Consider the following 23,596-nt stretch of genomic DNA (forward strand, 5'->3'; position numbering starts at 1 on the left):
ATATACTTTTCTTGTCAAATGTTTTGATTATTAAACTTTTTTTGATAAAGGAGGGAAGAGAAATGGACTACCAACAAGTCAATGATTATTTAACATCAATTTTTAACAACGTCCTAGTGATCGAGGAAGTAAGTTTGCGAGGTAGTCGTTTCAAAGACATCTCTATCAAAGAAATGCACACGATTGATGTTATCGGTAAGTATCCAGAAGTGACTCCAAGTCAAGTGTCCAAAGAGTTGATGGTAACTCTAGGGACTGTGACAACGAGTTTAAATAATTTGGAGAGAAAAGGATACATCGAACGTATCCGCTCAGATCAAGATCGTCGTGTAGTACATCTGCATTTGACAAAGAAAGGTCGTCTCGTTCACCGTCTTCATAAACGTTTCCATAAGGCCATGGTCGAAAGAATTATCGAGGGCATGAGTCCTGAAGAGATTGAAGTTATGGGAAAAGGCTTGACTAATCTTTATCACTTTTTGGAGGATTTGAAGTAATGGCTTTTGCAAAAATAAGCCAGGTCGCTCATTATGCTCCAGAGCAGATTATCACTAACGAAGACTTGGCTCAGGTCATGGATACGAGTGATGAATGGATCTCAAGTCGGACAGGGATTAAAGAACGCCATATTTCTAAGACGAAATCAACAGGAGATTTGGCTACAGAGGTTGCAAGACAACTTATAGAGAAGGCAGGGATTTCTGCTGAAGAGCTAGACTTCATCATTATAGCGACGATGACACCTGACTCGATGATGCCTTCAACCGCAGCTCGTGTTCAGGCAAAGATTGGCGCTCATAAGGCTTTTGCCTATGATTTAACAGCTGCTTGTAGTGGATTTGTTTTTGCCCTATCGACTGCAGAAAAGTTCATTTCTTCAGGAACATATCGAAAGGGTCTTGTTATCGGTAGTGAGACCATGTCAAAATCTTTGGATTGGTCTGACCGTTCAACAGCTGTCTTGTTCGGAGATGGAGCTGGTGGTGTACTACTTGAGGCAAGTGACCAAAAACATTTCTTAGCTGAAAGTCTCAATAGCGATGGTTCTCGTGGTGAGTGTCTCACTTATGGACAGACAGGATTGATTTCACCATTTTCGATTCAAGAAGAACCAGATGTTTTCTTGAAAATGGATGGGAGAGCAGTTTTTGACTTTGCAATTCGAGACGTGGCTAAATCTATTAAACAGACCATCGAAAAAAGTCCAATATCAGCAGATGAACTCGATTATCTCTTGCTTCATCAAGCTAATATTCGAATTTTAGATAAGATGGCTAGAAAAATCGGTGTCGATCGTGACAAGCTTCCTGCTAATATGATGAAGTATGGAAATACTAGTGCGGCAAGTATCCCGATTTTACTTTCTGAGTGTGTAGAAGAAGGGCTCATCCATTTGGATGGTAGCCAAAAAATTCTCTTGTCAGGTTTCGGTGGAGGTTTGACATGGGGCACACTTATTGTTACAATTTAGGTAATCATGTGGTGATCACATTGTTATAAAAAAACTATTTATTTTAAAGGAGTCTATCATGGCAGTATTTGAAAAAGTACAAGAAATTATCGTTGAAGAACTTGGAAAAGATGCATCAGAAGTAACACTTGAATCTACTTTTGATGATTTGGATGCAGATTCATTGGACTTGTTCCAAGTAATCTCAGAAATCGAAGACGCTTTTGATATCCAAATCGAAGCTGAAGACAACTTGAAAACAGTTGGCGACTTGGTTGCTTACGTTGAAGAGCAAACTAAATAATTAGAATAAATAAAGAAGGAGTAGGGGAGACCCGCTCCCTCTTGTTTAGGTAATAGTTTGACCGTCAAATTATAATAAAGTCGAACTATTACGTAAGCAAGACTTATGGAGGCAATATGAAAACACGTATCACTGAACTATTAAATATTAAATATCCTATCTTCCAAGGTGGAATGGCCTGGGTAGCAGATGGCGATTTGGCTGGAGCTGTTTCAAAAGCTGGTGGTCTCGGTATCATTGGTGGAGGAAACGCACCTAAAGAAGTGGTTAAAGCCAACATCGATAAGATTAAATCTTTAACAGACAAGCCTTTTGGTGTCAATATCATGCTCTTGTCTCCATTTGTTGATGATATTGTTGACCTTGTGATTGAAGAAGGGGTTAAGGTAGTCACAACTGGTGCAGGAAACCCAAGTAAATATATGGAACGATTCCATGAAGCAGGAATCACTGTTATTCCTGTAGTTCCTAGCGTAGCTTTGGCTAAACGTATGGAAAAAATCGGTGCAGATGCTGTCATTTGTGAAGGTATGGAAGCTGGTGGACACATTGGTAAATTAACAACCATGACCTTGGTTCGTCAAGTTGCGGCGGCTGTTTCAATTCCTGTTATCGCTGCAGGTGGTATCGCAGACGGTGAGGGAGCTGCTGCTGGATTTATGCTTGGTGCGGAAGCTGTGCAAGTAGGAACTCGTTTTGTAGTTGCTAAAGAATCAAATGCTCATCCAAACTACAAAGCTAAGATTTTGAAAGCTCGTGATATTGACACAACTATCTCAGCACAACATTTTGGTCATGCAGTTCGTGCTATCAAAAATCAATTGACTCGTGATTTCGAGCAAGCTGAAAAAGATGCCTTTAAACAAGAAAATCCAGATTTGGAAATCTTTGAGCAAATGGGTGCGGGAGCTCTCGCTAAAGCTGTTGTCCATGGTGATGTGGATGGTGGTTCAGTGATGGCCGGTCAGATTGCAGGTTTGGTTTCTAAAGAAGAAACTGTTGAAGAAATCTTAAAAGATATCTACTACGGTGCAGCTGAAAAGATTCAATCAGAAGCTGCTCGTTGGGCAGGAGTTACAAGAAATGACTAAAACAGCCTTTCTATTTGCAGGTCAAGGAGCTCAATACCTAGGAATGGGACGTGAACTATACGACCAATATGCTATCGTCAAGGAAACAATCGATCAAGCTAGCCAAGTCTTGGGTTATGATCTCCGTGATTTGATTGACAATGATAAAGCAAAGTTAAATCAGACTCGTTACACACAACCAGCTATTTTGGCTACTTCAGTTGCGATTTACCGACTTCTAGAGGAAAAAGGTTACCAGCCTGATATGGTGGCAGGTTTGTCGCTTGGAGAATATTCAGCCCTTGTAGCTAGTGGTGCCTTGGATTTTGAAGCTGCAGTGGCTCTAGTTGCCAAACGTGGGGCTTATATGGAAGAAGCAGGATCAGGGAAAATGGTGGCTGTCCTCAATACACCAGTTGAAGTGATTGAAAAAGCTTGTCAAGACGCTTCTCAATTTGGTGTTGTAACTCCAGCCAACTACAATACGCCGAGTCAAATTGTTATTGGTGGGGAGGTAGTTGCAGTAGATTGTGCAGTTGAACTTTTGCAAGAAGCGGGAGCAAAACGCTTGATTCCGCTCAATGTTTCTGGGCCTTTCCATACAGCTTTATTGGAATCTGCTAGTCAAAAATTAGCTCAAGCCTTAGAAGATGTTGAGTTTTCTGACTTTGCTTGTCCACTTGTTGGAAATACAGAAGCGAAGGTTATGGAAAAAGAACGAATTGCAGAACTTTTGACTCGCCAAGTTAAGGAACCCGTTCGTTTTTATGAAAGTATTGCAGTCATGCAAGAAGCGGGTGTCACTCGTTTTATCGAGATTGGACCTGGTAAAGTTTTGTCAGGATTCGTCAAAAAGATTGATAAAACAGCTCAACTTGCTAATGTAGAAGATCAAGCAAGTTTACTAGCACTCTTAGAAAATTAGACCAAACTGGTAGAAGTTCTGAAAGGAGAAAAATGAAACTAGAACAGAAAAATGTCTTTATTACAGGCTCAAGTCGAGGAATTGGTCTTGCCATTGCTCATAAATTTGCCAGCTTGGGAGCCAATGTTGTCTTGAATAGTCGTGGTGAAATCTCCGAGGAGCTTCTAGCCGAATTTAAACCATACGGGGTGAAGGTTCTTGCTATTTCTGGTGACGTTTCTGACTTCTCAGATGCAAAACGTATGGTAGACCAAGCCATTGAAGAGTTGGGGTCAGTTGATATCTTAGTAAATAATGCTGGGATTACTCAAGATACTCTCATGCTTAAGATGACGGAAGAAGATTTTGAGAAGGTCTTGAAAGTCAACCTGACAGGTGCTTTCAATATGACACAATCAGTCTTGAAACCGATGATAAAAGCACGCGAAGGTGCTATCATCAATATGTCTAGTGTTGTTGGTCTGATGGGAAATATCGGTCAAGCAAACTACGCCGCATCCAAGGCCGGTTTGATTGGATTTACCAAATCGGTAGCACGTGAGGTTGCCAATCGCAATGTGCGTGTCAATGCCATTGCTCCAGGAATGATTGAATCAGATATGACTGCAGTTCTATCTGATAAGGTGAAAGAAGCCATGTTGGCACAAATTCCGATGAAACAATTTGGCCAAGCAGAGCAGGTCGCAGAGGTGACAGTCTTTCTTGCAAGTCAGGATTATCTAACGGGACAGGTCATTGCAATTGATGGTGGACTAACCATGCAATAAGAGTTAAAATAGAGGTATGAAAATGAAACTAAATCGTGTAGTAGTAACAGGTTATGGATTGACATCTCCAATTGGGAACACACCAGAAGAATTTTGGAACAGTCTTAAAAATGGAAAGATTGGAATTGGTGAAATCACCAAATTTGATCACAGTGCTTTTGACGTTCATAATGCGGCAGAGATCCAGGATTTTCCGTTTGATAAATACTTTGTAAAAAAAGATACCAATCGTTTTGATGACTATTCTTTGTATGCCTTGTATGCAGCTCAAGAAGCAGTGAACAATGCTAATCTTGATGTAGAGACTCTTGATAGAGACCGCTTTGGTGTCATCGTTGCATCAGGTATCGGTGGGATTAAAGAAATCGAAGATCAAGTGCTTCGACTTCATGATAAGGGACCAAAACGTGTAAAACCATTGACACTTCCAAAAGCCTTGCCAAATATGGCTGCAGGAAATGTTGCTATGCGCTTTGGGGCAAATGGTATCTGTAAATCTATCAATACAGCTTGTGCTTCATCAAATGATGCTATCGGAGATGCCTTCCGTTCTATCAAGTTTGGTTTCCAAGACATCATGTTGGTTGGTGGTTCAGAATCATCTATTACTCCATTTGCGATTGCTGGTTTCCAAGCCTTAACAGCTCTTTCAACAACGGAAGATCCAACTCGTGCTTCTATTCCGTTTGATAAAGACCGTAATGGATTTGTCATGGGTGAAGGATCAGGTATGTTGGTACTTGAAAGTCTAGAGCACGCAGAAAAACGTGGAGCAACTATCTTAGCTGAAGTTGTTGGTTATGGAAATACTTGCGATGCCTACCATATGACTTCACCACATCCAGAAGGTCAAGGTGCTATTAAGGCTATCAAACTTGCCTTGGAGGAAGCTGAAATCACACCAGACCAAGTAGCTTATGTCAATGCTCACGGTACATCAACTCCTGCTAATGAAAAGGGAGAAAGTGGAGCGATTGTAGCTGTTCTTGGTAAGGAAGTACCTGTATCTTCAACTAAGTCATTTACAGGACACTTGCTAGGTGCAGCAGGTGCAGTTGAAGCCATTGCAACAATTGAAGCAATTCGTAACAACTATGTTCCAATGACAGCTGGAACAACAGAATTATCAGACTACATTGAAGCAAATGTTATTTATGGACAAGGCTTGGAACGTGAAATTCCTTATGCTATCTCAAACACTTTTGGATTTGGTGGGCATAATGCAGTTCTTGCTTTCAAACGTTGGGAGAATAAGTAAAGATGAATTTAAATGAAATCAAAGACTTGATGGCACAATTTGACCAGTCAAGCTTGAGAGAATTTTCTTATAAAAATGGAACGGATGAGTTACTCTTCAGCAAGAATGAAGCAAAACTTGTTGCAGAAACAAGTCCAGCACCTCAACCAGTTGTTTCAGCACCTGCACCTACAGTAGCACCTCAAGCTCTAACTTCAACACCAGCTGTAGAAGCAGTTTCAGAATCAAGTGCTAGTGAATCTGTAGCTGAGGGGGACCTTGTAGAGAGCCCACTTGTCGGAGTTGCTTACTTGGCTGCGGGACCAGACAAACCTAATTTTGTTTCAGTCGGTGATACTGTTAAAAAAGGACAAACCTTGGTCATCATCGAAGCCATGAAGGTCATGAACGAAATTCCAGCACCTAAAGACGGTGTCGTAACAGAAGTTCTTGTTGCTAATGAAGAAATGGTTGAGTTCGGGAAAGGCTTGGTACGTATCAAATGATTGATATTCAAGGAATTAAAGAAGCTTTGCCTCACCGCTATCCCATGCTCTTAGTGGATCGTGTTTTGGAAGTCAGCGAAGATACAATCGTTGCTATTAAAAATGTAACGATTAACGAACCTTTCTTCAACGGTCATTTTCCTCAATACCCAGTTATGCCAGGAGTCCTCATTATGGAAGCTTTGGCACAAACGGCAGGTGTTTTGGAATTATCAAAACCTGAAAACAAAGGGAAGCTTGTCTTCTATGCTGGCATGGACAAAGTCAAATTTAAGAAGCAAGTTGTTCCTGGTGATCAGCTTGTCATGACAGCAACGTTTGTCAAACGTCGTGGCACAATCGCCGTAGTAGAAGCGAAGGCAGAAGTAGATGGTAAGCTTGCAGCAAGCGGGACTCTGACCTTTGCTATTGGAAACTAGGGAGGTTTTCCATGTTTCGTAAGATTTTAATTGCCAATCGTGGTGAAATTGCTGTTCGTATTATTCGTGCGGCACGAGAATTAGGAATTGCCACAGTTGCTGTTTATTCAACTGCTGACAAGGAAGCTCTCCACACGCTTTTGGCTGATGAGGCTATCTGTATCGGCCCTGGGAAGGCTACAGAATCTTATCTGAACATCAATGCCATCCTATCAGCTGCGGTCTTGACTGAAGCTGAAGCTATTCACCCTGGATTTGGTTTTTTAAGTGAAAATTCCAAATTTGCAACTATGTGTGAAGAAGTCGGTATCAAATTTATTGGGCCATCAGCTCGAGTAATGGATGTCATGGGAGATAAAATTAACGCCCGTGCTCAAATGATTAAGGCTAATGTGCCTGTCATTCCAGGATCAGATGGAGAAGTCCATACTGCAGAAGAGGCTCTGGCTGTTGCCGAAAAAATTGGTTATCCAGTTATGCTGAAAGCTTCAGCTGGAGGTGGTGGTAAAGGAATTCGTAAGGTTGAAAAGGCAGAAGATCTTGTATCAGCCTTTGAAACAGCCTCTAGTGAAGCCAAAGCAAACTTTGGAAATGGGGCTATGTACCTCGAGCGTGTGATTTATCCTGCTCGCCACATTGAGGTACAGATTCTTGCTGACCAGATGGGACATGTGATTCACCTAGGTGAGCGTGACTGTTCGCTTCAGCGGAATAACCAAAAGGTTTTAGAAGAAAGTCCTTCGATTGCCATTGGGAAAACACTGCGTAATGAAATTGGTGCTGCAGCAGTCCGTGCGGCGGAGTCTGTTGGTTATGAAAATGCTGGTACTATTGAATTCCTACTAGATGAAGCAAGTGGCAAATTCTACTTTATGGAGATGAATACTCGTGTCCAAGTAGAACACCCAGTAACCGAATTTGTTTCTGGTGTGGATATTGTCAAGGAACAAATCCGTATTGCGTCAGGTCAACCTTTGACTCTTAAGCAAGAAGACATTGTTCTAAAAGGACATGCTATTGAGTGCCGTATCAACGCAGAAAACCCAGCCTTTAATTTTGCACCGAGCCCAGGTAAGATTACTAATCTTTATCTACCAAGCGGTGGTGTTGGCTTGCGTGTTGACTCTGCAGTTTATCCAGGGTATACCATTCCACCATACTATGATAGTATGATTGCTAAAATTATTGTTCATGGTGAAAATCGTTTTGATGCACTCATGAAAATGCAAAGAGCTCTTTATGAACTCGAAATTGAAGGGGTCGTCACCAATGCTGATTTCCAACTCGATTTGATTTCAGATCGACGCGTGATTGCAGGAGACTACGACACCTCATTCTTGATGGAAACTTTCTTACCACACTATCAAGAAAAAGAATAATGTAAAAAGAGTATGAGACTGAAAAGGGGGATGTATGGCTCTATTTAGTAAAAAAGAAAAATATATACGAATTAATCCCAATCGTTCACTTAGAGAAAAGCCCCAAGCTAAGCCTGAGGTTCCAGACGAACTCTTCTCAAAATGTCCAGGTTGTAAACATACCATTTACCAGAAGGATTTGGGAAGTGACCGTATTTGTCCTCACTGTGGCTATACCTTCCGTATTTCAGCTCAAGAGCGTCTTGCTTTAACCATTGATATGGGAAGCTTCCTAGAGATGTTCACAGGAATTGAGACGCAAGATCCATTGGAATTTCCAGGCTACCAGAAAAAATTAGCCTCTATGCGTGAAAAAACAGGTCTTGATGAGGCTGTTGTTACAGGAACTGCTCTGATCAAGGGCGAGAAAGTTGCTCTCGGAATCATGGATTCCAACTTTATCATGGCATCTATGGGAACAGTCGTTGGTGAAAAAATCACTCGATTGTTTGAATATGCGACAGCTGAAAAATTACCAGTCGTCTTATTTACAGCATCTGGTGGAGCACGTATGCAAGAAGGAATCATGAGTTTGATGCAGATGGCTAAAATCTCTGCAGCAGTCAAACGTCATTCCAATGCAGGTCTCTTTTACCTAACAATCCTTACGGATCCAACAACTGGAGGTGTTACAGCTTCCTTTGCTATGGAAGGGGATATCATCTTGGCAGAGCCTCAAAGTTTGGTAGGATTTGCTGGACGTCGTGTCATTGAAAATACCGTAAGGGAAGATTTGCCAGAGGATTTCCAGAAGGCAGAGTTTTTGTTAGAACATGGATTTGTGGATGCGATTGTTAAACGGAGAGAATTGCCAGATATGATTGCTCGATTAGTAAGGTTACATAAGGGGGATTGTTGATGAATATTGCAAAAATCGTCAGAGAAGCACGTGAACAAACCCGCTTAACTGCCTTGGACTTTGCGACAGGAATTTTTGATGAATTTGTTGAATTGCATGGAGATCGTTCCTTCCGAGATGATGGTGCTGTTATTGGTGGTATCGGTTGGTTGGGAAACCAAGCAGTAACTGTTGTTGGAATCCAAAAAGGTAAAAGCTTACAAGATAATCTTAACCGTAACTTTGGACAACCTCATCCGGAAGGTTATCGAAAAGCCCTTCGCTTGATGAAGCAGGCTGAAAAATTTGGCCGTCCTGTTGTAACTTTTATCAACACGGCAGGTGCCTATCCTGGTGTCGGAGCAGAGGAGCGTGGTCAAGGTGAAGCTATTGCTCGTAACCTCATGGAGATGAGCGATCTTAAGGTGCCGATAATCGCTATTATTATTGGTGAAGGTGGTTCTGGTGGAGCCCTCGCTCTTGCCGTAGCTGACCGTGTCTGGATGTTAGAGAACTCTATCTATGCAGTTCTCAGTCCTGAAGGTTTTGCTTCTATCCTTTGGAAGGATGGCAGTCGTGCCATGGAAGCTGCAGAGTTGATGAAAATCACTTCCCATGAACTTTTGGAGATGGAAGTCGTTGATAAGGTTATTTCAGAGAGAGGTCTCTCTGCCAAAGAGCTACTAGCTCGTGTGAAAAATGAACTTCAAACAGAAATTGAACAATTAAAACAATTACCGTCGGAGAAACTTTTGGAAGAGCGTTATCAACGCTTTAGAAAATATTAAAAAGACAGCTAGAGCTAAAAAAGGTTCTAGCTTTTTGGTTTCTCTCAAAAATTCATTTCAGGATTAAAAATTGACAGTTGAGGAAATGGAACTGAGAGTCATAAAAAAAGATGTATATTATATAATAAGGAATGATAATCTATAAGTGCTACAGGAAATAGACTAAGCTTTTATAGATTTTATGCTGTGCTTGGTCAGTATATAACTGATAAAGTGAATAGGGGGTTGTTATTCTTTTCCTCCATCAAGGTAATTTTTTAGGAGTGAGTATGAAAAAACTAGGGCATTTGGGAGTCTTTATCTTACTGGTATTTTTATCAGTTTATCTACCAGAGTTAGGAGTTGTGCATCTGACTAAGTTTTTAGGATGGGGGATAGATGGCTATTCTATTATTTTAGCAGTAAAGCAACTAGCTCTTTTAGGATTATTTATCTATTGGCTCAAAAAGAAAAAGATGCTATACATTTTTGAAAAAAATGCTTGGAGTTGGTCAACTCTCTTTTTCCTTGTAATCAGTCTAGTAGCTATTTATTGTCTTCGTCAGTTGGTGGATGCTTTTGACTTACGATTTCACCACTTAACTGACAATAAGTATATCTTTCAAGACCTTCTTTCGGTCCTATACTCCAATGGACAACCAACTTTTCTATCAACTATTCTTAAGTTTAGTTTAATAGTAGTCGTCGCACCTATATTGGAGGAGATAGTTTTTAGAGGGTATTTCATGAATACCTTCTTTCCAAACTCCAAGTATTATCTGGATGTTATCTTATCAGCCCTTATCTTTGGAATCAGTCATTTGGTATTTTCCCATCGCGATCCCATCAGTTTGATCATTTATAGTTTAGGCGGTCTCTTCTTTGCCCTTGTCTACCGTTGGACTAAGAATCTAAAAATCACAATCCTTTGCCATAGTTTTTTCAACTTTCTCCCTTATGCCAAGCCCATCTGGATTTTTGTTTATAATTATGTCTATTATCGTTTTTTTAGATAGTGTTAGTAAGTAGAAAGTAAAAAAGTGTTTGATTTGAGTCAAACACTTTTTCTATATTATTTAATCTTCTTCTGTCACAAATTGACTGAGGAGTCCATTGATGAAACGGGCTGACTTTTGATCTGAAAAGCTCTTAGCAAGTTCAATAGCTTCGTTAACAGCTACGAGTTGAGGAGTATCAAATGAAGTGATTTCAAAAACTCCTAGGCGTAGTAAATTCTTTTCTACCAAAGTCAGACGATCGATGGTCCAACCGGTTTTCAAATGTTGAGTAATTTGTTTGTCCAGATCATCCTTTTTAGCTTGGACACCAGAAACGAGCTCTACAAGGAAGTTAGGAAGTTGTACGTCTGTATCTTCGCGATCATGTGTGTAGGCGAAGCGACAAGCAGTTTCTAGATCTGAACCAAATTCAAGACTCATCAAGGCTTGGAAGGCACACTTACGTAGTTCACGTCTAGATTCTAATAATGGACTAGTCATTGAGGAAGTCCTCGTCGAATAAGTCTTTCAATTCTGGTTTTGGTGTTTTATCTGGAACGATACCTGCAACGTGAATGTTGACAGCAGAGATTTCAACATCAGCCATGTTACGGACAGCATCCTTAACAGCTTTCTGGATAGCCATAGCAACCTTAGGAACTTTGACACCGTACTCTAGGTAGAGGTAGATATCAGCTGTGAGCTCATCGTTTGCTTCTTTTAGATATACGCCACGACCAAGAGAAAGTTTTGAAAGGGTGTCAGATACTGATTTGTTTGAAAAAGAGTGTACTCCTTCAACTTTCGCAGTTGCAATAGCAATGATTTTTTCAAGTACACGTGGGGCGATGACGATTTCGCCAAGTTGTTCTTCAATTCCCATAGAATGACCTCTTTCTAGTTTCTAGAGATTAGGCGCGAGAAACGTAAGTTCCTTCTGCAGTGTTGATAATCAATTTTTGACCTGCTTCGATGAAGTCTGGAACGTTTACGACAAGACCAGTTTCCATTGTTGCTGGTTTACCAGAACCGGTAACAGTAGCACCTTTGATAGATGGTTGTGTTTCAGCAACTGTCAATTCAACAGTAGTTGGTACAGTTACACCGATTACTTCAGTTCCGTAGAATTGGATTTTTACATCTGAGTTTTCAAGGATGTAAAGCAATTCGTTTTCAACATTCACAACAGGAATTTCGTATTGGTCGTAAGTTTCTGTGTTCATGAAGTAAGCTGTGTCGTCCATTTTGTACAAGTATTGAGCTGGAACTGTTTCGATGATCGCTTGCTCAAATTTTTCTTCTGGGCGGTAGCTTGTTTCAAAAGTTGAACCAGTGCGGACATCACGCAATTTCATACGCATGATCGTGTTTCCTTTACCTGGTTTGTGGTGGCTAGCTTCCAAAACGCGGATCAATTTTCCTTCAGCTGTTTCAAAAGTCATACCAGCCTTTAGTTTACTTGCTTCAATCATGATTTTACCTCTTTAATAAATAGTTTACTCTTTATTGTACCATAAAATGCAATAATTCTCAAATATCAGATGAGCTTGAATTAGTTGACTGGTACGATATTTCCTTCTTCATCTTTGGTTACGAGAACATACTTACCGTCTACCTCGATGTAAAAGTTCTTGCTTGCAGTTTGCCCGTTATTTTGAACAGGGGCTTGAGTTTGGGCTTGTTGGTTGAGTTGACCACCAAGTGTTTGTCCTAGGTTCATTCCCATAATCATGTTCATACCATTGCCATTGCCTTCATTGTTAGCAGCAGCGATGAGAGCTTCATTACGAGCACGACGTTCTTCAATCTCAATCGTATTGTACTTCATAGCGACAAGCTCGCTATCAAGCTTACGGACAATATCTAAGCTTTCTTGATCATAGCTCAAATCTTCAAGCAGGATGTTGGTTGTTTCAATCCCATAAAGTCCAACCCATACCTTATTAACTTCTTGTTTAGCTAGCTCATTGAAAGTATCTTGATTGGCATTAAGGCTATAGATATCTACCTTGTTTTCATTGGTAAATTTAGCAATTGCAATGGCAATCTTTGGTGCGATATTTTGTCGGAGTGTTCCTTGAGCTACATTTTGTAATGTAAAGGCTTTATGGTCTTCAATTTGTTGACTGATGGAGCTAACATAGAATAGGACTGGATCAGCAACTTTGATATCAAACAAGCCATAGAAACGGATGTTGAGCAGTTGTTGATAACGTTCACTGAAGTATTCTACAGCATTTTGTGTACCGAATTTATTTCCGGCAACGGGTTGCATACGAATAAAGATGATTTCTTGTTGGGTAATGACTTGACCACCAAATGAGAAGCGGTTTTTGAAGTTTTCCCAAGTACCCTTTAGGCCACCTTTTTCAAGAAGCCAGGCATTATCTCCTGAACGCCATTCGTGGCTACCAGCTTCTAAGACATCTCCAAGGAAGGTACCGTTGTTCACTAGAATAGCGACATAGCCTTGAGGAACAATAACGACACTACCATCTGTTAGTAGTCCAGTGTTTTGATTGCTTTGTCTAGATTTGCCGTCTGGATCTTTTGAAAGAAGTTGACCTTTAATGGCCAAAGCATCTGCTGTTAGGTTATTTGGAAGTACGATCGCTTCTTTAAATTTGCTATCGTTGAAACTATTAAGCCCTGAAGATAGGGCGGCACGAATAAATCCCATAATTTCCTCCTAATTATAAAGTTCGTCTTCATCCACAACATCGTAGGTATCGAGTACCCATTGGTTTGGACTACGTGTGAGATCAGCTCCGCAGTATTCACATTGGCTAATAGCTGAGATTTTAAGTGGAGCGCCACAGTTTGGACAGTGGTCGCTAACAGCCTCATCTTGAACATTGTTTTCGGTTTGGCTACCATGTTTGCGGATAAAGTTCATTTGATAAACTGTAAATAGATCTTGTTGAGGGTCTCCTTCGATAACCTTACGAGTCTCATCATCGATAACATAGTCTCTGAGTGTAGATGACAAGATAACAACAAGGGTATCGTTACCATCAGGATTTTCATAGAAATCTTTGATGCGGATATTTTCAACATAGACTTTTTCTAAGACATTGGTTGTTTTTGCCCGAATATGATCTTCGAGTTGAGTACTATGTTGGGAATAGAGACTAGTACTTTCGAGAGAACGAACCAAATTCCAATCCTTTTTAGTCCAGGCTGCCTGTAACTGAATATAGACTTCTTTAACCCATGAAGCGAAGGCATCAGCATCAAAGTTTGGATCACCATATTTGATACGACTAACAGCTAGTGTGTTGTGTTCTGCTCGGCGATGGCTAGGTGGATTATATCCAGTTGAACTACCGTAAGACTTGCCAGAAGATGAATTCAGGTCGTTTAGATATTTGATGAACATGTAGAGTAAGAATCCTCCGACACCAAACATGATAAGCATGTTCATACCAGTACCTAAAGAGCCACCTGAACTAGAGGAGCTGCTTCCAGAGCGATTACTACTTCTATAAGAAGAGCTACGACTTGAGCTACTGCGGCTGCTACTTCTTGAACTACTTCGGCTAGAGCTACCACTTCGCGAATGGCCAACTCCAGCATCAATTGAGTTAAATGGTGTGAAGAAGAACAACAATAAACAAGTGGCGAGAAGAGTATATAACTTTTTCATATGTCTCCTAACTATGTGAGTACAAAAACAGTTTTTGCCAAATTTTATGTCTAAAAAGAGTTTTGGAGTTTTATAGTTTTATTTTCAATAAACCACCCTATAATCCAACCAAATACGAGTATATAATTCTCGATAGCGCCAATCGCATTAACAGGAGAATGATATTCAATAAAATTTAACAAATGATTTGTTCCTATTCCTATACCACCAATAATGAGGGCAAGAAGGGCAATTCTCAGGTAAAACCAATCGTACTTAATATTAACGGCAAGAATAATAATTAAGACAGCTAGATTCCAAATTCCAATTTCTCTTTGCCATCCTGCAGAAATACCGTAACCAGAATGCTCTCCCATATATGATGGGAGAAAGATTTGTAGAATAGAAGCACCCAACATGGCGACAATAACTAAAATAAATAGTACTCGTAAAAATTTGTTCATTTATTCTCCTTTTCTATTTTTTAGTGGAAAAGTCTATTAACAAAAGTATATTTACTCGTTCTCTTTCAACTTCGCCAATTCTTGGGCAAGTAGCTTGAGGGCGACTTGTGGGTTGGCTTGGCCTTTGGTTGCTTTCATGAGGAATCCTGTGAAGGCCTTGTCAGCGTTACGTTTTCCTGACTTGAAGTCGGCAACAGCGGCTTCGTTATCGGCAAAGACTTGGTGGATGATTGGAATCAAGACATCGGGATCTGAGATTTGAACCATACCTGCTTTTTCAACGTATTCACGTGCTCCACCACCATTTTTAGCTAGGTGAACAAAGACTTTCTTGGCAATCTTAGATGAAATCGTACCATCTTCGATGATAGCAATCATTTCAACCAAGTTTTCAGGTGTCAATTCGATTTGTTCCAGTGTCTTACCTTCGGCGTTCAAGAATTGAGCGACTTCACCTTGGAGCCAGTTAGAAACTTGTTTAGCATCACCACCGAGGGCGACAGCTTTTTCAAAGAAATCAGAAGTGACTTTATTGGCAGTCAACTGGATAGCATCGTAGTCTGATAGACCAAGTTGAGATACGTAGCGAGCACGGCGTTCTTTTGGAAACTCTGGCAATTCAGTACGCATTTCTTCGATCCATTCATCTGAGATTTCAAAGAGTGGTAGGTCAGGTTCTGGGAAGTAGCGGTAGTCTGCAGCACCTTCCTTGACACGCATGAGGATGGTTGCTTTGTTGGCTTCATCGTAACGACGTGTTTCTTGGCGGATTTGACCACCAGAGCGAAGGATTTCAGCCTGACGTTGTACTTCGTATTCAAGACCCTTGCGAACGTTTGAGAAGGAGTTAAGGTTTTTCAACTCAGTTTTGGTACCAAATTTCTCTTGACCATAAGGACGAAGGGAGATGTTGGCATCTACACGCATAGAACCTTCTTCCATCTTAACGTCAGAGATACCAGCGTATTGGATCACTTCCTTGAGGGCTGTTAGATAAGCGTAGGCTTCTTCTGGTGAGCGCATGTCGGCTTCAGATACAATCTCAATCAATGGCACGCCTTGACGATTAAGGTCGACATAAGAGAAACCATCTGTACTGTGGGTGTTCTTACCAGCGTCTTCTTCTAGGTGAGCGCGTTCAATACCGATTTTTTTAGTTGTACCGTCTTCTAGCTCCACTTCAATCCATCCATTGTAACCAATTGGTTCATCAAACTGGGAAATTTGATAGGCTTTAGGATTATCAGGATAGAAGTAGTTTTTGCGATCAAAGTGCATCTTCTTATGGATGTCCATGTTGAGGGCAAGAGCTGCCTTGATACCAGCATCGACAACACCCTTATTGAGAACTGGCAGTACGCCAGGGAAAGACCAGTCAATCACATTTGTGTTGGCATTTTGGTCATTTCCGAAGTGGGCAGAAGTAGGTGAGAAGATTTTTGAATTGGTGTTGAGCTCTACGTGGACTTCAAGTCCAATGACTGTTTCAAAGTTCATTAGTTATCACCTCCAAAAATCACGGGTTGTTGTTTGTGGTAGTCTGTTGTTGCTTCAAAAGCAGCAGCAGCTTGGTAGATAGTCTCTTCTGAGTATTTAGGACCAATCAATTGGAGCCCGACAGGTAGACCTTGGGCAAATCCTGCAGGAATTGAAATTCCTGGAAGTCCAGCCAAGTTGACTGGGATGGTCAAGAGGTCAGCCAAGTACATGGCAACTGGATCGTGGTTGAGTGAATCCAAATCAAAGGCCACGCTTGGAGCTGTTGGACCAAGGATGAGATCGTAATCTGCAAAGACTTTTTCAAAATCTTGGATGATGAGGGTACGAACTTGACCAGCCTTCTTGTAGTAGGCATCGTAATAACCTGATGAAAGGCTGAAAGTTCCAAGCATGATACGACGTTTCACTTCATCACCAAATCCTTGGCTGCGAGTATTAACGTAAATCTCGTCCAAGTTTTTAGCGTCTTCAGCACGGAAACCATAGCGGATACCGTCAAAACGTTGTAAGTTTGATGAAGCTTCTGATGAAGCGATGATGTAGTAGACTGCTACACCGTATTTAGAGTGAGGAAGGCTCACTTCTTCAACGATAGCACCAAGTTTTTCAAAGTGTTTAGCAGCGTTCAGAATGGTTTCCTTAACTTCTGGGTCAATCCCTTCGCCAAGGTATTCCTTAGGCAAAGCAATTTTCATGCCCTTAATGTCTTGACCGATTTTTGAAGTAAAGTCAGCAATGCGGACTGGAGCAGAAGTAGAGTCTTTTGCATCTTCGCTAGCAATAGCATTGAGCAAGAGCGCATTTTCCTTAACAGTTGGTGCAAAAGGACCAATCTGGTCTAATGAGCTACCAAAGGCAATGAGACCGAAACGTGAAACTGTTCCGTAAGTTGGTTTGAGACCAACAATCCCGTTAAAGGCAGCAGGTTGGCGGATAGAACCACCAGTATCAGAACCAAGTGATAAACGGACTTGTCCAGAAGCTACAGATGCAGCTGAACCACTTGATGATCCACCAGGAACCTTGCTGTGGTCCCAAGCATTTTTAGTAGCACCGTAGTAAGAAGTCTCACCTGATCCACCCATGGCAAACTCGTCCATGTTAGTTTTTCCGACAACAATCATGCCCTTAGATTTTGCATTGGCAACAGCTGTCGCATCAAAGATTGGCTCGTAGTTATAAAGCATTTTTGAGGCTGCAGTTGTTAGGATACCGTCTGTAGAGATATTATCCTTAACAGCTAGCGGAATTCCTGAAAGGACATTATCAGCGTCAATTCCAGTTTCGTCAATAGCTTTAGCTTGAGCAAGAGCTTGATCTTCAGCGATAGTGACAAAGGCATTGATAGCCTCTTCACGCGCCTTGATATCTTCAATCGTTGCTTGCGTTAGTTCGGTTGCAGAAATTTCCTTAGATACAAGGAGGTTGTGCAACTCTTCAATCGTTTTATTGTTAAAAGTCATTAGGCATCTCCTCCATCATCCAGGATAGCTGGTACCTTGATATAGTAGTTATCTTTTTCAGGTACATTTTTAAATAAGCGATCACGGTCAGTTCCTTCTTCGGCTACGTCTGGGCGAAGAACGGTCTTGCGATCTGCCATGGTAGTCGTTGGTTCAACACCAGTAGTGTCGACTTCGCCGAGCAATTCGACCATATCAACAATCTTAGACAAGGTTGTCGCAAACTCAGCAGTTTCTTCTTCTGAGAATTTTAATTTTGAAAGATTGGCAACGTGAGTTACCTCTTCTTGCGTAATTTTCATCTGGTATCCTTTCGTGAAATGATGATTATTTATCTGTTCTATTTTACCATATTTTCCTATAAATAAGGTGAGCTAAGTTGAAAAGAAATAGAAATTGAAAAATGGTTTTTAATTCGATATAATGGTTGAAAATAGAAGCAAGAACAGCATTGGTTTTTAGCCGGCAAACAAGATGGAGACATTGACCGATTCGAACAAGTTAAGGAGGACATATGAAAATTTGGGATTTACTTTTTACCAGTAAAAAAACAGTCCCTCCTCATTTGGGGATGTGGTACTTCTTATTACCCACTTCTTTGGTAATCATAGCTGTTTTATCGATTCGTTTCGCATCATCTAAAGGTTACAGAAAATTTTGGTATTGGGGTCAATTGATTCAGTTGCTCATTATCAACGCTTGGTATATTTCGGCACGCCTGCCCTTGTCAGAGGCTCTCCCTTTTTACCATAGTCGCATGGCTATGTGGATGATTCTTTTTGCTCCTAACAAGACCTTTTTCAAACAATATTTTGCCCTGGTTGGAGTATTTGGTTCTATTATGGCTTTAGTTTATCCAGTCTTCTATCCTTTTCCTTTTCCTCATGTTTCCTCGGTTAACAATGTTTTCGGCCACTGGGCCCTCTTAGCAAATTGCTTGATTTATCTTGTTAGATATTATAAAGTTGAAAAAGGGGATACTTGGAAAATATGCCAGATTACCTTTGGTGTCAATGCTATTATCTTTCTAGCTAATCTTGCAACAGGAGGGAATTATGGCTTTATGAGCAAGCCCCCTGTGATTGGGGATCATGGTAGTTTGCTTAACTATTTGATAGTAACCAGTTTGATGACAGGTATTCTCGTCCTTATCAATCAACTCGTCAAATATAAACATAAGAATAGTTAGCGAACAAATGAATTAATTATTCTAAGGAGATTTTATGCATCATTTTATTACAAGAACCCAAACCACACCACCGCCTATTCCGATTTTTTGGTACGGTGTCATGATAGGCCTTCTTGCCTTGTCTATTTATGCTTCTCTTACTTACTACAAAAATCCCAAATTTGTTCGATTATTTAAGTGGATTCAAATAGCGCAACTGCTAGCGCTCTATACTTGGTATATTGGTTTTAGCATTCCATTTTCAAATAGTCTGCCTCTTTACCATTGCCGTTTGGCCATGTTTGCAGTAGTTTTCTTGCCAGATAAATGGAAAACCAAGCAGTATTTTGCCCTTATGGGGGCTAGTGGGGCAGTATTTGCTTTGGGCTATCCGGTTTTTGATCCCTATGACTTTCCGCATATTACCAGTTTTTCATTCCTGATTGGGCATTATGCTCTCTTGGTCAATTCCTTGGTCTATCTTATGAACCACTACGATAAGACCTTGCTGAAAAAGTATCGCATTATCGCCTACACTTTTGTTCTCAACCTTTTCCTAGTTGGAGTTAATCAAGTAACAGGTGGGAATTACGGGCTTTTGAATACCACGCCTTTTATCCCAGATGCTCCTATATGGATAAAGTATCTTCTGGTTTCAATCATTCTATCTGCAGCTCTAGTACTCTTTGATATCTTATTTAAGAAACGTTGGCAAAAGAAAATTGCTCTAGAAACGATTCATCTGTGAAGCGATATTAAGAGTGATAGATATAAATAATCAACAAAAGAATCTGAAGAGCAGGTCTACTATCTTGACCTGCTTTTTCTTGTGTAAGCAATTGAAAAACTCTCTAAAATCCGATATAATGGAGTGTTGAAAGGAATTTTAGAGTCCGATGTAACAAAGAATGCTTATAAATTGAAATTATTAAAAAAGTAGAAAGAAAGAGAACTTATGAACATTCAAGAAGAAATTAAAAAACGCCGTACCTTTGCCATCATCTCTCACCCGGACGCGGGGAAAACAACCATCACTGAGCAATTGCTCTATTTTGGGGGAGAGATTCGTGAGGCAGGTACTGTAAAAGGGAAGAAAACAGGAAACTTTGCCAAGTCTGACTGGATGGATATCGAGAAACAACGTGGGATTTCGGTAACGTCATCTGTGATGCAATTTGACTACGAAGGCAAACGCGTGAACATCCTAGATACTCCAGGGCACGAGGATTTCTCAGAAGATACCTATCGTACATTGATGGCAGTGGATGCGGCTGTCATGGTTGTGGACTCTGCCAAGGGTATCGAGGCCCAAACCAAAAAGTTATTTGAGGTTGTCAAACACCGTGGGATTCCAGTCTTTACCTTTATGAATAAGTTAGACCGTGACGGTCGTGAGCCACTGGATCTTTTGCAAGAATTGGAAGAAGTCTTGGGTATTGCAAGTTATCCAATGAACTGGCCAATCGGGATGGGGAAAGCCTTTGAAGGCTTGTATGACCTCTATAACCAACGCTTGGAACTTTACAAAGGGGATGAACGCTTTGCTAGCTTAGAAGATGGGGACAAACTATTTGCTAGCAACCCATTCTACGAGCAAGTCAAGGATGACATCGAACTCTTGCAAGAAGCTGGAAATGAATTCTCAGAAGAAGCCATCCTTGCGGGTGAATTGACTCCGGTATTCTTTGGATCAGCCCTTACTAATTTTGGTGTGCAGACTTTCTTAGAAACCTTCCTCAAGTTTGCTCCAGAACCACACGGTCACAAGAAAACAGATGGAGAAATTGTTGATCCTTATGATAAGGATTTCTCAGGATTTGTCTTTAAAATCCAAGCCAACATGGACCCTCGTCACCGTGACCGTATCGCCTTTGTTCGAATCGTATCGGGTGAATTCGAGCGTGGTATGAGTGTCAATCTCCCTCGTACTGGTAAGGGAGCTAAGCTGTCAAATGTTACTCAGTTTATGGCAGAAAGTCGTGAGAATGTCACTAATGCCGTAGCTGGAGATATCATCGGGGTTTACGATACTGGTACTTATCAGGTGGGAGATACTTTGACAGTTGGGAAAAACAAATTTGAATTTGAACCACTGCCAACCTTTACCCCTGAAATCTTCATGAAAGTTTCTGCTAAGAACGTTATGAAGCAAAAATCTTTCCACAAGGGAATTGAGCAATTGGTGCAAGAAGGAGCTATTCAGCTTTATACCAACTACCAAACAGGTGAATATATGTTGGGTGCCGTTGGTCAATTGCAGTTTGAAGTCTTCAAACATCGTATGGAAAATGAGTACAATGCAGAAGTGGTTATGAGCCCAATGGGTAAAAAGACGGTTCGCTGGATCAAACCTGAAGATCTGGATGAGCGTATGTCTTCAAGCCGAAACATCCTTGCCAAAGACCGCTTTGACCAGCCTGTTTTCCTCTTTGAAAACGACTTTGCCCTCCGTTGGTTTGCAGATAAGTATCCGGATGTAGAGTTAGAGGAAAAGATGTGATTCAGTAAGTCTACTTGATTGCAAAGCAATCTAAGTAGACTACGGCAAGTCCTATAAGACTTGCCTAACTGCCTCACTAACTTAGTTTTACAAATGGAATCGATTTGTAAAACTAAGTGTCGTAATCTAATAAACACTATCCACTAAGACGGTTTACCTAAACGCTTCACTAGGCAAAGCCCACGAATGGTATTGATTCGTGGGCTTTGCCGTCGTAACAGAAAGGAAGTGGTCTAGCTACCTGTCTTACTAACTGCGTTTGGCAAATAAAATCGATTTGTAAAACTCAGTGTTGTAGTAAAAAAGTACTTGCTTTGGAACCTTAAATCTATTGAAAAAGGCCAAGAAAAATATCTTCTTGGCTTTTCTTGTAGGCTGGTTTTAACAAAATTCCTAAACTCTGCCCTGGTGAGGGACGGAGTTTAGGAGGTCTTTTAGGTCGCTAATCGGTAAATAACTTCAGTATAGATATCCATTTTTAAACTTTATAAAATTTATGCATAAAAATATTTTTAAAATTTTTTAAGATGGTAGAAAAAATGAATTTTTCCGAGATAAAGTGCTGCTTGAAACAAAAAAATCCCTTAGACCAGGACGATTGATCCAGCCTAAAGGAATGGATAATTGGGTATTAGATACCGAAATTTTTCATAAAAATTGTGAAGAGTGCCAGTAAGATGAAGCTGATACTATTAAGTAACATATGGACCGAGATAGACATTTCCAAACGTCTGGTACGATAAGCAGTCCAAGTGAGGACGACTGACATCCAACCATAAATCAAGAAGGAAGGGAGATTAGAAGGCATATGTGCAAGGAGGAAGATTAGCCAACCAATGACATAGCCAAACTTTTCGTAGCCTTGGAAGAGTTTGGTAGGAATAATCCCGCGACAAATGATTTCTTCACAAATAGGTGCGATTAAAACGATGAGGAAGAAACTGCTAATCAGAGAGCTTTCAGAAACAAGGTTGTTAATTACTTGTTGATTAGCAGTTGTTGTTTGCTTCACGAGTTGTAACCAGATTCCACCCACAAGATTTCCAACATAAATAACTAGATAGCTTAAGACAATGCGAGGAAGATCGTTAATGGTGAGAAGTTTAGATTTTAAATCCAGCAACTTGTTCTTATGGGCTCCGTATAAAAAGATAGCAAGTACAAGAATCGAAATAAGGGACACAAGAATTGTTGACCAGATTGGATTAAACTGAATTTTAGTTAGTATAGCTAGAGTTAGCATAGGAGTCTGAGATAGAAAGATAGCTACTAACAAAATCCCAAACCAAGCGAGTCGCTTACGAAAATCTTTAAAAAAGTTCATTGATGTATCTCCTAAAATTTTTTTTTAATTATAACATAATTATTGCAAGGATTCTATTTGTTACCATAAGAGGAAGGTACAAACGACAAATAGAATATCCCGAATCAAATGACTGTAGAATGACACCTCTTCTCTTAAGTTTTTTGGAAATAAAAAACTGAGAAATAAAGCGCCAAGGCCAATATAAAAAGCGATGGATAAAATGGTGATTGGATTACGTAGGAAGATTAAAATGGAAATGATAATGATGGAAAATCTCACTTCCTTGCTACTGGAATTTTTTTGCAACCTTCTCCATTTTTTTAAGGGGAGAAAGGTAATAAGATCAACTCCAAAGAGAAAAAAGAAGGAGGGGAGGATGAGTTCTACAGCTTCCTTTTGAAGTAAGTTGACAGTAACGATAGTATCTGATAGAACCAGTCCAACCCCGCAGAGGTTGACCACAATCATCATACTATAAAATAAAAAGATAAAGCGACTCCTATCAATCAGTCTATCTCTTTTCAGGTTATGACTAGATAAATAATGCATAAAGGCACAAGACCCAGATAAGCCCAATAAAGTCAGTAGAAAATAAAAACAGGATTGTTTGAGGGCCAGAGAGGTTCCAGACCAAAAGATACAACTACAAAATGCCAGTTGGATTAAGGCAAAGAACAAGAGTAGTCGAATTGATTTTATGACTTTTTCCATAAAGTATCCCCTATATTTTTTTCTTATTATAGCTAAAAGATAGGAGAGAAAAATCCTTAAATTCCCAATTGTCGATTTTTAGAGCTGTCTTGTCTTTTGAAACTAAAAAATCCCCCTTCAAGGGTTCCTTGAAGAGGAGAGATAGGGTGTAAAGTTGATT

The 23,596-nt window shown here is 40.4% G+C and carries 27 protein-coding genes; 16 read left to right on the top strand and 11 right to left on the bottom strand.

Features of this window, described 5'->3' with window-relative positions; genetic code table 11:
* Window positions 1-62: 62 nt before the first annotated feature.
* From fabT to AC3E7H_RS06740, 13 genes are all read left to right on the top strand, one after another.
* Window positions 63-497, top strand: coding sequence for a fatty acid biosynthesis transcriptional regulator FabT (gene fabT / locus AC3E7H_RS06680; protein WP_004251873.1), 435 nt, complete (start codon window positions 63-65; stop codon window positions 495-497).
* Entirely contained in the window at window positions 497-1,471 is a 975-nt protein-coding gene (locus AC3E7H_RS06685; protein ID WP_490676282.1) for a beta-ketoacyl-ACP synthase III, read from the top strand. The genes fabT and AC3E7H_RS06685 overlap by 1 nt, the downstream gene beginning before the upstream one ends.
* Before the next feature lie 58 nt (window positions 1,472-1,529).
* Window positions 1,530-1,754 (top strand): acyl carrier protein, encoded by a 225-nt coding sequence (locus tag AC3E7H_RS06690; protein ID WP_000257840.1) that lies wholly within the window; start codon window positions 1,530-1,532, stop codon window positions 1,752-1,754.
* 116 nt (window positions 1,755-1,870) lie between these two features.
* The gene (fabK, locus tag AC3E7H_RS06695; protein WP_490676283.1) at window positions 1,871-2,845 is read left to right on the top strand and encodes an enoyl-[acyl-carrier-protein] reductase FabK; all 975 of its coding nucleotides are present in this window, start codon (window positions 1,871-1,873) and stop codon (window positions 2,843-2,845) included.
* On the top strand, window positions 2,838-3,749 hold the full coding sequence (gene fabD / locus AC3E7H_RS06700) for an ACP S-malonyltransferase (protein WP_490676284.1): 912 nt from the start codon (window positions 2,838-2,840) through the stop codon (window positions 3,747-3,749). The genes fabK and fabD overlap by 8 nt, the downstream gene beginning before the upstream one ends.
* A 32-nt stretch (window positions 3,750-3,781) precedes the next feature.
* The gene (gene fabG / locus AC3E7H_RS06705; protein WP_490676285.1) at window positions 3,782-4,516 is read left to right on the top strand and encodes a 3-oxoacyl-[acyl-carrier-protein] reductase; all 735 of its coding nucleotides are present in this window, start codon (window positions 3,782-3,784) and stop codon (window positions 4,514-4,516) included.
* 22 nt (window positions 4,517-4,538) lie between these two features.
* On the top strand, window positions 4,539-5,774 hold the full coding sequence (gene fabF, locus AC3E7H_RS06710) for a beta-ketoacyl-ACP synthase II (protein ID WP_045763683.1): 1,236 nt from the start codon (window positions 4,539-4,541) through the stop codon (window positions 5,772-5,774).
* A gap of 2 nt (window positions 5,775-5,776) precedes the next feature.
* Window positions 5,777-6,259 carry an acetyl-CoA carboxylase biotin carboxyl carrier protein gene (gene accB / locus AC3E7H_RS06715; protein ID WP_373094339.1) on the top strand — a complete coding sequence of 161 codons (483 nt, stop codon included), beginning with the start codon at window positions 5,777-5,779 and terminating at the stop codon, window positions 6,257-6,259.
* Window positions 6,256-6,678 (top strand): 3-hydroxyacyl-ACP dehydratase FabZ, encoded by a 423-nt coding sequence (fabZ, locus tag AC3E7H_RS06720; protein WP_000565515.1) that lies wholly within the window; start codon window positions 6,256-6,258, stop codon window positions 6,676-6,678. The genes accB and fabZ overlap by 4 nt, the downstream gene beginning before the upstream one ends.
* An 11-nt stretch (window positions 6,679-6,689) precedes the next feature.
* On the top strand, window positions 6,690-8,057 hold the full coding sequence (accC, locus tag AC3E7H_RS06725; RefSeq protein ID WP_254724513.1) for an acetyl-CoA carboxylase biotin carboxylase subunit: 1,368 nt from the start codon (window positions 6,690-6,692) through the stop codon (window positions 8,055-8,057).
* Between the two features lie 34 nt (window positions 8,058-8,091).
* Complete coding sequence (accD, locus tag AC3E7H_RS06730; protein WP_254724512.1) at window positions 8,092-8,955, top strand: acetyl-CoA carboxylase, carboxyltransferase subunit beta; 864 nt, start codon at window positions 8,092-8,094, stop codon at window positions 8,953-8,955.
* The gene (locus AC3E7H_RS06735; RefSeq protein ID WP_490676286.1) at window positions 8,955-9,722 is read left to right on the top strand and encodes an acetyl-CoA carboxylase carboxyl transferase subunit alpha; all 768 of its coding nucleotides are present in this window, start codon (window positions 8,955-8,957) and stop codon (window positions 9,720-9,722) included. Before accD ends, AC3E7H_RS06735 begins: the two co-directional genes overlap by 1 nt.
* Before the next feature lie 269 nt (window positions 9,723-9,991).
* Window positions 9,992-10,717, top strand: a complete 726-nt coding sequence (locus AC3E7H_RS06740) for a CPBP family intramembrane glutamic endopeptidase (RefSeq protein WP_075228489.1) — start codon at window positions 9,992-9,994, stop codon at window positions 10,715-10,717.
* Between the two features lie 60 nt (window positions 10,718-10,777).
* Here the strand turns inward: AC3E7H_RS06740 and nusB are convergent, their stop codons facing one another.
* From nusB to gatC, 9 genes are all read right to left on the bottom strand, one after another.
* Window positions 10,778-11,200: a transcription antitermination factor NusB gene (gene nusB, locus AC3E7H_RS06745; RefSeq protein WP_049503062.1), complete on the bottom strand. Its 423-nt coding sequence runs from the start codon at window positions 11,198-11,200 to the stop codon at window positions 10,778-10,780.
* Window positions 11,193-11,582 (bottom strand): Asp23/Gls24 family envelope stress response protein, encoded by a 390-nt coding sequence (locus AC3E7H_RS06750; protein WP_049503061.1) that lies wholly within the window; start codon window positions 11,580-11,582, stop codon window positions 11,193-11,195. The genes nusB and AC3E7H_RS06750 overlap by 8 nt, the downstream gene beginning before the upstream one ends.
* Window positions 11,583-11,610: 28 nt before the next feature.
* The gene (gene efp / locus AC3E7H_RS06755) at window positions 11,611-12,171 is read right to left on the bottom strand and encodes an elongation factor P (protein ID WP_000568646.1); all 561 of its coding nucleotides are present in this window, start codon (window positions 12,169-12,171) and stop codon (window positions 11,611-11,613) included.
* Window positions 12,172-12,251: 80 nt separating this feature from the next.
* A complete protein-coding gene (locus tag AC3E7H_RS06760) occupies window positions 12,252-13,379 on the bottom strand; it encodes an SPFH domain-containing protein (RefSeq protein ID WP_373094347.1) in 1,128 nt (375 codons plus the stop codon).
* A gap of 9 nt (window positions 13,380-13,388) precedes the next feature.
* On the bottom strand, window positions 13,389-14,345 hold the full coding sequence (locus tag AC3E7H_RS06765; protein WP_373094349.1) for a zinc-ribbon domain-containing transport protein: 957 nt from the start codon (window positions 14,343-14,345) through the stop codon (window positions 13,389-13,391).
* 50 nt (window positions 14,346-14,395) lie between these two features.
* Entirely contained in the window at window positions 14,396-14,788 is a 393-nt protein-coding gene (locus AC3E7H_RS06770; RefSeq protein WP_371620518.1) for a hypothetical protein, read from the bottom strand.
* Between the two features lie 51 nt (window positions 14,789-14,839).
* Window positions 14,840-16,285, bottom strand: coding sequence for an Asp-tRNA(Asn)/Glu-tRNA(Gln) amidotransferase subunit GatB (gatB, locus tag AC3E7H_RS06775; RefSeq protein WP_373094353.1), 1,446 nt, complete (start codon window positions 16,283-16,285; stop codon window positions 14,840-14,842).
* Entirely contained in the window at window positions 16,285-17,751 is a 1,467-nt protein-coding gene (gene gatA / locus AC3E7H_RS06780; protein WP_061862717.1) for an Asp-tRNA(Asn)/Glu-tRNA(Gln) amidotransferase subunit GatA, read from the bottom strand. Before gatA ends, gatB begins: the two co-directional genes overlap by 1 nt.
* Window positions 17,751-18,053: an Asp-tRNA(Asn)/Glu-tRNA(Gln) amidotransferase subunit GatC gene (gene gatC / locus AC3E7H_RS06785; RefSeq protein ID WP_004251926.1), complete on the bottom strand. Its 303-nt coding sequence runs from the start codon at window positions 18,051-18,053 to the stop codon at window positions 17,751-17,753. The genes gatA and gatC overlap by 1 nt, the downstream gene beginning before the upstream one ends.
* Before the next feature lie 212 nt (window positions 18,054-18,265).
* Here gatC and AC3E7H_RS06790 point away from each other — a divergent pair, with 212 nt between their 5' ends.
* The 3 genes from AC3E7H_RS06790 (at window position 18,266) to AC3E7H_RS06800 (ending at window position 21,419) form a co-directional block, all read left to right on the top strand.
* Window positions 18,266-18,940, top strand: coding sequence for a YwaF family protein (locus AC3E7H_RS06790; RefSeq protein WP_004251928.1), 675 nt, complete (start codon window positions 18,266-18,268; stop codon window positions 18,938-18,940).
* A 34-nt stretch (window positions 18,941-18,974) separates the two neighbouring features.
* The gene (locus AC3E7H_RS06795) at window positions 18,975-19,667 is read left to right on the top strand and encodes a YwaF family protein (RefSeq protein WP_490676287.1); all 693 of its coding nucleotides are present in this window, start codon (window positions 18,975-18,977) and stop codon (window positions 19,665-19,667) included.
* A 207-nt stretch (window positions 19,668-19,874) separates the two neighbouring features.
* On the top strand, window positions 19,875-21,419 hold the full coding sequence (locus tag AC3E7H_RS06800) for a peptide chain release factor 3 (RefSeq protein ID WP_070460122.1): 1,545 nt from the start codon (window positions 19,875-19,877) through the stop codon (window positions 21,417-21,419).
* Window positions 21,420-22,050: 631 nt separating this feature from the next.
* On the opposite strand, the gene AC3E7H_RS06805 is transcribed toward AC3E7H_RS06800, so the two are convergent.
* Together AC3E7H_RS06805 and AC3E7H_RS06810 are read right to left on the bottom strand one after the other, a co-directional pair.
* Complete coding sequence (locus tag AC3E7H_RS06805; protein ID WP_070460117.1) at window positions 22,051-22,743, bottom strand: CPBP family intramembrane glutamic endopeptidase; 693 nt, start codon at window positions 22,741-22,743, stop codon at window positions 22,051-22,053.
* 60 nt (window positions 22,744-22,803) lie between these two features.
* Complete coding sequence (locus tag AC3E7H_RS06810; RefSeq protein WP_083279609.1) at window positions 22,804-23,436, bottom strand: hypothetical protein; 633 nt, start codon at window positions 23,434-23,436, stop codon at window positions 22,804-22,806.
* Window positions 23,437-23,596 lie beyond the last annotated feature (160 nt).

It is taken from the genome of Streptococcus sp. SCPM-O-B-15304 (M98) (assembly GCF_058200215.1).

What these genes read in the sequence shown, in the direction of transcription:
- AC3E7H_RS06690 (WP_000257840.1), top strand. Translation starts at nt 1,530, where the DNA reads ATGGCAGTATTTGAAAAAGTACAAGAAATTATCGTTGAAGAACTTGGA.
- gatA (WP_061862717.1), bottom strand. Translation starts at nt 17,751, where the DNA reads ATGACTTTTAACAATAAAACGATTGAAGAGTTGCACAACCTCCTTGTA.
- accC (WP_254724513.1), top strand. Translation starts at nt 6,690, where the DNA reads ATGTTTCGTAAGATTTTAATTGCCAATCGTGGTGAAATTGCTGTTCGT.
- fabK (WP_490676283.1), top strand. Translation starts at nt 1,871, where the DNA reads ATGAAAACACGTATCACTGAACTATTAAATATTAAATATCCTATCTTC.
- accD (WP_254724512.1), top strand. Translation starts at nt 8,092, where the DNA reads ATGGCTCTATTTAGTAAAAAAGAAAAATATATACGAATTAATCCCAAT.
- fabG (WP_490676285.1), top strand. Translation starts at nt 3,782, where the DNA reads ATGAAACTAGAACAGAAAAATGTCTTTATTACAGGCTCAAGTCGAGGA.
- fabF (WP_045763683.1), top strand. Translation starts at nt 4,539, where the DNA reads ATGAAACTAAATCGTGTAGTAGTAACAGGTTATGGATTGACATCTCCA.
- AC3E7H_RS06735 (WP_490676286.1), top strand. Translation starts at nt 8,955, where the DNA reads ATGAATATTGCAAAAATCGTCAGAGAAGCACGTGAACAAACCCGCTTA.
- AC3E7H_RS06685 (WP_490676282.1), top strand. Translation starts at nt 497, where the DNA reads ATGGCTTTTGCAAAAATAAGCCAGGTCGCTCATTATGCTCCAGAGCAG.
- AC3E7H_RS06760 (WP_373094347.1), bottom strand. Translation starts at nt 13,379, where the DNA reads ATGGGATTTATTCGTGCCGCCCTATCTTCAGGGCTTAATAGTTTCAAC.
- nusB (WP_049503062.1), bottom strand. Translation starts at nt 11,200, where the DNA reads ATGACTAGTCCATTATTAGAATCTAGACGTGAACTACGTAAGTGTGCC.
- AC3E7H_RS06750 (WP_049503061.1), bottom strand. Translation starts at nt 11,582, where the DNA reads ATGGGAATTGAAGAACAACTTGGCGAAATCGTCATCGCCCCACGTGTA.
- fabZ (WP_000565515.1), top strand. Translation starts at nt 6,256, where the DNA reads ATGATTGATATTCAAGGAATTAAAGAAGCTTTGCCTCACCGCTATCCC.
- AC3E7H_RS06795 (WP_490676287.1), top strand. Translation starts at nt 18,975, where the DNA reads ATGCATCATTTTATTACAAGAACCCAAACCACACCACCGCCTATTCCG.
- AC3E7H_RS06765 (WP_373094349.1), bottom strand. Translation starts at nt 14,345, where the DNA reads ATGAAAAAGTTATATACTCTTCTCGCCACTTGTTTATTGTTGTTCTTC.
- AC3E7H_RS06770 (WP_371620518.1), bottom strand. Translation starts at nt 14,788, where the DNA reads ATGAACAAATTTTTACGAGTACTATTTATTTTAGTTATTGTCGCCATG.
- fabT (WP_004251873.1), top strand. Translation starts at nt 63, where the DNA reads ATGGACTACCAACAAGTCAATGATTATTTAACATCAATTTTTAACAAC.
- AC3E7H_RS06740 (WP_075228489.1), top strand. Translation starts at nt 9,992, where the DNA reads ATGAAAAAACTAGGGCATTTGGGAGTCTTTATCTTACTGGTATTTTTA.
- AC3E7H_RS06810 (WP_083279609.1), bottom strand. Translation starts at nt 23,436, where the DNA reads ATGGAAAAAGTCATAAAATCAATTCGACTACTCTTGTTCTTTGCCTTA.
- gatB (WP_373094353.1), bottom strand. Translation starts at nt 16,285, where the DNA reads ATGAACTTTGAAACAGTCATTGGACTTGAAGTCCACGTAGAGCTCAAC.
- fabD (WP_490676284.1), top strand. Translation starts at nt 2,838, where the DNA reads ATGACTAAAACAGCCTTTCTATTTGCAGGTCAAGGAGCTCAATACCTA.
- accB (WP_373094339.1), top strand. Translation starts at nt 5,777, where the DNA reads ATGAATTTAAATGAAATCAAAGACTTGATGGCACAATTTGACCAGTCA.
- gatC (WP_004251926.1), bottom strand. Translation starts at nt 18,053, where the DNA reads ATGAAAATTACGCAAGAAGAGGTAACTCACGTTGCCAATCTTTCAAAA.
- AC3E7H_RS06805 (WP_070460117.1), bottom strand. Translation starts at nt 22,743, where the DNA reads ATGAACTTTTTTAAAGATTTTCGTAAGCGACTCGCTTGGTTTGGGATT.
- AC3E7H_RS06800 (WP_070460122.1), top strand. Translation starts at nt 19,875, where the DNA reads ATGAACATTCAAGAAGAAATTAAAAAACGCCGTACCTTTGCCATCATC.
- AC3E7H_RS06790 (WP_004251928.1), top strand. Translation starts at nt 18,266, where the DNA reads ATGAAAATTTGGGATTTACTTTTTACCAGTAAAAAAACAGTCCCTCCT.
- efp (WP_000568646.1), bottom strand. Translation starts at nt 12,171, where the DNA reads ATGATTGAAGCAAGTAAACTAAAGGCTGGTATGACTTTTGAAACAGCT.